The organism is Gemmatimonadales bacterium (assembly GCA_036265815.1).
In the GTDB taxonomy this organism is placed as follows: domain Bacteria; phylum Gemmatimonadota; class Gemmatimonadetes; order Gemmatimonadales; family GWC2-71-9; genus CAVVWJ01.
The window spans coordinates 1-4518 of the sequence record DATAOI010000042.1 but is presented as its reverse complement, the minus strand read 5'-3'; the positions used below and the strand labels follow the sequence as shown (position 1 = coordinate 4518).

At 66.4% G+C, this 4518-nt stretch carries 4 protein-coding genes; 2 read left to right on the top strand and 2 right to left on the bottom strand.

Features of this window, described 5'->3' with window-relative positions:
* Both VHR41_08185 and VHR41_08180 read left to right on the top strand, forming a co-directional pair.
* On the top strand, nt 1–972 hold a 972-nt coding region (locus VHR41_08185), incomplete at its 5' end, for an NUDIX domain-containing protein (protein ID HEX3234162.1).
* A gap of 140 nt (nt 973–1112) precedes the next feature.
* Nucleotides 1113–1940 carry a S1/P1 nuclease gene (locus VHR41_08180; protein HEX3234161.1) on the top strand — a complete coding sequence of 276 codons (828 nt, stop codon included), beginning with the start codon at nt 1113–1115 and terminating at the stop codon, nt 1938–1940.
* Between the two features lie 212 nt (nt 1941–2152).
* On the opposite strand, the gene VHR41_08175 is transcribed toward VHR41_08180, so the two are convergent.
* Both VHR41_08175 and VHR41_08170 read right to left on the bottom strand, forming a co-directional pair.
* Nucleotides 2153–3145: a YsnF/AvaK domain-containing protein gene (locus VHR41_08175; GenBank protein HEX3234160.1), complete on the bottom strand. Its 993-nt coding sequence runs from the start codon at nt 3143–3145 to the stop codon at nt 2153–2155.
* A 266-nt stretch (nt 3146–3411) separates the two neighbouring features.
* A complete protein-coding gene (locus tag VHR41_08170) occupies nt 3412–4398 on the bottom strand; it encodes a hypothetical protein (protein ID HEX3234159.1) in 987 nt (328 codons plus the stop codon).
* Nucleotides 4399–4518: the final 120 nt, after the last annotated feature.

The following is a 4518-nucleotide window of genomic DNA, read 5'->3' as shown; positions in this document are numbered from 1 at the left end:
GCCGCGAAGAAGGAGTTGTCCCCACCGCAGTGGAGGACGCTGGCCGAGTGGGTGTTCCGCAAGTTCCCCGACCGGGCGGTGGTCCAGGTCGAGCGGATCAAGGCACGAGCGCTCCAGTCGGTCTCCGACGAGGCGAACGATGCCATCAATGCCTTTCAGTGGTCCAAGGCGCGGCTGTCCAAAGACAATCCTGAAGGCCTGGCCGCGGTACAGCGCTTCGAGGCGGACTCGAAGTTCTTCCGCAGCTTCGTCGTGGTGCTCACGCCGCTGGTCATCGTTCTCCCTTTCATTGGTCGTCCGATTCCGGCGGCCGTCGTGGCCGCGCTGCTCCTCCCGGCGCTCTGGCGCTACGCGGACCAGCGCTTCAAGGCCACACAGCAGGCCTACTGGCACGTGATCACGCTGGAGGTGGCGACGGAGCCCGGCGCGACCAGGGCGACGTCCAGCGGGAGCGATGACGTGACGCACGCCGGCGGATTGATCTCCCGCATCAGATGCGGGCCTGCAAAAGCGGGCGGCATCGCGGGTAGTGTGCACGAGTATCTGCTGGTGGGGGCCAAGAAGAAGCCTGTGGAGCTGGTGCTGCCCAAGGGGCATATCGAGCCTGGCGAGGAGTCTTCGGTCACGGCCGTGCGCGAAGTCCTGGAGGAGACTGGGCAACCGGCCCGACTGATCGATTTGTTTAAGGATGTGCGGCTGGGCAAAGATGACGCCACGCCGTTGACGCGCTTATGGCGAATGAGTCCAGTTGAAGATAGGTCGGACGCGTCGATAGCATGGCGGAGGGAGAACCGACAGGTGCGCTGGCTGGCCTTGGAGGACGAGGAGATCGGGCGATGTTTCCCGGAGACCGTGAAGGTCCTGAAAGAGGCCGAGGAAATGAGAGCCGCGTTGAAGCCGCCAAAGCCAGCGGCCACCTCAGAGGCCGCAACCGACGGCGTAGCCGCGCTTCCCGTGCGGTCAAATGGTTAGATCCCGCCGCTGAACATGCGCATCTTGCCCGGTGCGCGCTTGCCGACTCTGAGCCGAGGATTACAGATTATGGGCATGCCGGCCGGGCCGCACGAGTCGAACTCGGCCCAGCAAGATCCCTCGTCGCTACGCCCCCAGGGATGACAGCCGCCGCGCTCCGAATCCTCATCTCCGCCCTTCTCGCACCGCTGCCAGCCGCGGGCTGGCACGACCTCGGACACCGGCTTGTCGCCCGCCTGGCCGAGCTGCGGCTGACGCCGCACACCCGCGAAGCCGTGCGCGACGTCCTCGGCGGTCAGAGCCTGGCCGACGCCGCGGTCTGGGCCGATCACATCAAGCAGTACCGTCACGATGCCGATCGGCTCCACTACGTCAACATCCCGCTGCGCGACACTGTCTACCTGCCGGAGAAGGACTGCCAGAACGGCCGCTGCCTCATCGGCGCGATCGAGTCCGACCGGCGGATCCTGGCCGACCCGGCAGCGTCACCGTCCGAGCGTGCGGAGGCGCTCCGGTTCCTGGTGCACTTCCTGGGAGATTTGCACCAGCCGTTGCACGTGGCCGACAACAGCGACCGCGGCGGGAATCGGCGCATGGTGTACTTACTGGGCGATCCGATGAGCCTGCACCAGGCCTGGGACGGCGAGCTGATCGCCCGCTACGGCCTGAGCCAGTCAGCCTACTTCGAGCTGCTGCGCCGGGAGATGGATTCGATGGACGTGTCGGGGCTCGAGCGGGGGACGGTAGTAGACTGGGCGATGGAGGGCCATCGCATCGCCGTGGAGCGAGTGTACGGCCCGATCCCGCGCGGCGGGAGGCTCCGGCAGTGGTACGTAGCGGAGAGCCGGCCAGTGGTGGACCATGCGTTGATCGCGGGCGGGGTGCGGCTGGCAAAGGTGCTCAACGAGGCGCTGGCGGGATACCGGCTGTCGCAGGGGGCTGGACCTATTCCCCGGACATCTCGGTAATCAGTCGCCGGAGCGCCCGCGCATTTTCACTCGAAAGAGCCCCGAGCTTCGCGCCGAGCCACGCCTTGCTCACCGTACGGATCTGATCCACCGCAATCTCGGCGTTCCGACCGCCGACCCTGCAGCCGAAGTCTGGAGCCGCTGGCTGAGCGCGTCCCATCCTTACGAGGGGATGGCACAGGGCCACCCCCTCGTGCGGGATGGAGTCGGGCTTACGTCGTTACCAATCGGCGCTCCGGGCCGGCGTAGCTCTGGTCATACCGGACGCGGCGCTCCTTGCCCTTCCACGACTTGCGCGCACGGCCCTCGCCAGTCTCCTCTACCCGGGCCTCCTCGCGCCGGACGGTGTCGCGAACGGTCTCGGTATCCTGCACCCGCTTCTTGCCGACCGTAATCTCCTCCTTCACCACCGGCCGTTTCTCCACCCGGACCTCCTCCTCACTGAGTGGAATCCGGATCTCTTCACCCTTTTTGATGTCGCCGCTGGCCGGTCGACCCGAGACGGGGTGTCGTTCGATCACCGCTTCCTCACGCGTCACCGGCACCTGAATGGTCTTCTCCTCGGTGACGACGTCCTTGCGAACCCGGACTTCGCCGGCCTTCACCTGCTCCTTGCTCGCCCGCAGCTCTTCCTCACGCAACTGCAGGCGTTTCCGATCCTCGACACCGAGTCTCGAGGTGGCCTCGGGGCCGAACTCCGCGTCCGAGTCAAATAGTGTCCGACGCGCCAGGTCCGCGTCGGCGCCCGCGTCGACCGTCACCAGGATCCCACCTTCCCGAAACCCGGACTCGTAGTACCGGGCGTCCTCCTCGGGGATGCCCATGCCGATGAGCGCCCCGATCAGGCCGCCGGCGGCAGCGCCGATCCCCGCTCCCGTCAGTGTCGAGGCAAGCGCGCCCCCCGCGATGGCGGGGCCAATTCCCGGAATCGCTAGTGCGCCCACTCCGGCGAGCAGCCCGAGGATACCGCCAAGGACGCCACCGCTCACCGCACCCGTCGCCGCACCCTCACCCGCCTTGGTGCCGGTGTCCATCGCGAACCGCCGCTGCTCGTCCCGGTCCTGCATGAGTACGCCGATTTGCCGGTCGGCGAAGCCCGCCGCTTTGAGCGCGCGGATTGCCCGTTCCGCCTGGGTGTTGTCGCGGAACAGGCCGACGACCGTGCCCGTCCCTCGGGTCGTCTCTGGATTATCGAATGGCTTCATCAATCCCCCCTGCGCAAGAGCCACGATGTCTTGCGCTCACATTGAATGTGAACATCGGCAAAGGCTGCCGCTTTCACGTGTGAGTGTAAAGAAGGGTCGGACGGGGTGTCGTGATGGTGGTCACTGCGGGGAGTGGTCTCGGAGCACCCTTTTCTTGGGCGATTCGTACCTGCGACTCATGGCAGGTGGGCGAACCTCTGACGGTGCGCGCGAAGGTGGGTACGCGGGAACGACTGAGCGCTCTCACGTACCCACGTTTCACACGATCAGTGCGACCACGCCGGCATGTTTTCGTCCACCGTGTTGTCGGTGATTCGCACCTGGGTCCCTCCGGCGCTCGGCATGACGAAGATCTGGTTCTTGCCGGACCGGTTGCTCACGAATGCGAGCTTGGACCCGTCGCCCGACCAGGTCGGGCTGAAATCCAGGTAGCCGCTCCAAGTAAGGCGCTTGAAGGTGCCGTCCACCAGGTTTTTCACCCCGATGTCCCAGCTCTCGCCCGGCGGCACATAGCCCACCGCGATCCGCTTCCCGTCCGGCGAGAAATGGGCGTCGCTGACGTGCTTCTGAGGCAGGATGACCTTGTGGCCCGTGCCGTCCGCGTTGATCATGTGCAGGGTATCGCCCAACGCTCCTGAATAGACGATCCGCTGGCTCGTCGGGTCCCAGTCTGGTCCGTAGCCGATGGGACCGCCCATCGCGAGGTTCACATAGGTCATGTTGCCGGTGGCCACGTCCATCAACGCCAGGCGTCCCGCGCCGCCGATATAGACGGTGGCGACGATGCGGGTCCCGTCTTTCGACCACGAAGGACGGGTGATGTCGAACGAAGACGGGAGGGACCGCGCCCAATGCTTGCCGGTGCCGTCGGCATTCATCAGGTAGATGTCCTGGTGTGCCACGTTCGAGGCATCCAGCCGGCTGCGCACGAACGCGATGTGTTGGTTGTCCCGGGACCAGACCGAGGTCACATCCCTGCCTGAAAAGCTGGTCATACGGACCAGCCCGGTGCCGTTGGACGCTATCCGGTAAAGGTCCCCTCCACCGGTGCGAGCGGACGTGAAGAGGATCCGCGCCCCGCTGCCTGCGGTCAGCAGCTCGGGCGTGCCGTCCGTCGCCTCGACCCCGAGCGGCTCGGCGGCATCGGGTGCGACGGGCGCCACGGGGCTGTCGTCATTGCAGGCAGCGGCGACCAGGGCAACGGCAAGGAGTGCGGTTCTGAGGACGGCGGACTGCGAGCGTGAGGCCGGCATGGTGAGCTCCTGGGACCATGGTCCCGATCCGGGTTGACCACAGCCGGGGCATCGGTGCCACCGGCGACGCAGGACAACCTAGGACCGGCGCTCACCTGGGGATCGCCGGGGAGTCACCGC